Origin of the sequence: Kamptonema sp. PCC 6506, assembly GCF_000180455.1 — a bacterium.
GTDB classification, from domain to species: domain Bacteria; phylum Cyanobacteriota; class Cyanobacteriia; order Cyanobacteriales; family Microcoleaceae; genus Kamptonema; species Kamptonema formosum.
The window spans coordinates 1-2053 of sequence record NZ_CACA01000309.1 but is presented as its reverse complement, the minus strand read 5'-3'; the positions used below and the strand labels follow the sequence as shown (position 1 = coordinate 2053).

Below are 2053 nucleotides of genomic sequence, written 5' to 3'. Positions count from 1 at the left end.
ATTGGCTCCATCTCCAGAACTTTTGCCACCTGTAATGTCGAAGCGATTTTGCTGTTGAGTAACAGCAGTACCCGTACCATCGGGAGCCGGGATAATCGTTGGGGCCTGGGCAAAATTTTATGAATTTATTGAGCAATGCTATTGATGCCTTAGAAGACTCAAATCAAGGGTACAAGTATGCAGAAATTCCCAATAAAATTACTGTTAAAACTGAGTTATCAGAGGATAAAAAACAGGCAATAATTAGGATTAAAGACAATGGGAGTGGTATGAGCGCACAGGTGCAATCGAAGATTTTTGACCATTTATTTACGACGAAGGAAGTCGGAAAAGGGACGGGATTGGGGTTAGCGATCGCCCGGCAGATCGTTGTAGAAAAACATCAGGGTACTATAGAAGTTGAGTCAACGATTGGTTGCGGAACTGAGTTTTGTATCCGGCTGCCAGTTTCACCATATACAGACGATTAAAGCTAGCATCTCAAGTAAAAATCATCTAAAAATCACCATTACACCAAAGTGGAGGAAGTCACTATGAATTTGTCTGAATATCAATTCAATACGGAATTGTACAACGGTTCGAGGACTATTGTGTATCGGGGTGAGCGCCAGGTGGACTCATTACCAGTAGCCATCAAACTGCTGAAAAATACCTATCCCACCTTTAACGAATTAGTCCAATTTCGCAATCAGTACACGATCGCCAAAAATCTTAGATCGCCACTAATCATCCAAACCTATAGCTTAGAAACCTACCACAATAGTTATGCCTTGGTGATGGAAGACTTTGGGGGAATTTCTCTCAAGGATTATTTCAGCAAAAATCAGAGTGTCGCCTCTTTAGAGGAGTTTTTAGTGATAGCGATCGTCCTCTGTAACACCTTAGACTTACTCTACCATGAGCGGATAATTCATAAAGATATCAAACCCAGCAATATTTTAATTAATCCTGAAACCAAACAAGTAAAATTAATCGACTTTAGTATCGCATCTTTATTACCCAGAGAAACCCAAACCCTAGTTAATCCCAACGTATTAGAAGGAACACTAGCTTATATATCTCCCGAACAAACCGGGAGAATGAATCGAGGGATTGATTATCGCACAGATTTTTATTCTTTGGGTGTAACGTTCTTTGAATTACTCACAGGTGAGTTACCATTTGCATCCAATGAGGCAATGGAATTGGTACATTCTCATATCGCCAAAAAATCGCCATTTGCCCATGAAATTAATCCACAAATTCCCCCTATCCTTTCAGAAATTGTCAAGAAGTTGATGGCAAAAAATGCTGAAGATAGGTATCAGAGTGCATTAGGACTGAAATTTGATTTAGAAAAATGTTTAACTCAGTTAAGAGAAGCTGGTGAGATTTCAAGTTTTGAAATTGCCAGTAGGGATGTGTGCGATCGCTTCATCATCCCCGACAAGCTCTATGGACGAGAAACCGAAGCAGAAACTTTACTGCAAGCATTTGAGCGAGTCGCTAACCCCCCTGAAGCCCCCCTTGCTAAGGGGGGAAATAAGGGGGTAGAAATGATGCTGGTAGCAGGTTTTTCGGGTATTGGGAAAACAGCCGTTGTCAACGAAGTTCATAAACCAATTGTTCGGCAACGCGGTTATTTTATCAAAGGAAAATTTGACCAATTTCAACGCAATATTCCCTTCTCTGCTTTTGTACAAGCATTTCGGAATTTAATGGGACAATTGTTAACCGAAAGCGATCCACAGATTCAGCACTGGAAAAATCAAATATTAGAAACTGTCGGAGACAACGGTCAGGTAATTATTGAAGTCATTCCCGAATTAGAAAAAATCATTGGGGAACAACCACCAGCAGTAGAATTATCAGGAACAGCAGCCCAAAATCGCTTTAATTTATTATTTCAAAACTTTACCCAAGTTTTTACCAGTGCCGACCATCCATTAGTGATGTTTTTAGATGATTTACAATGGGCTGATTCAGCATCATTAAAGTTGATGCAATTATTAGTGAATGATACAGGTCATCTTTTCATCATTGGTGCTTATCGGGATAACGAAGTCAATCCAGC

Annotated in this window: 1 protein-coding gene and 1 pseudogene; both read left to right on the top strand. The window is 40.0% G+C overall.

Annotated elements, in window-relative coordinates; all coding sequences use genetic code 11:
* Nucleotides 1-110 precede the first annotated feature (110 nt).
* Nucleotides 111-470, top strand: a pseudogene (locus OSCI_RS18815) (sensor histidine kinase); the annotation flags it as partial.
* A gap of 63 nt (nt 471-533) precedes the next feature.
* Nucleotides 534-2053 (top strand): ATP-binding protein (locus OSCI_RS18810; RefSeq protein ID WP_039962577.1); only part of this gene is annotated, 1520 nt, incomplete at its 3' end.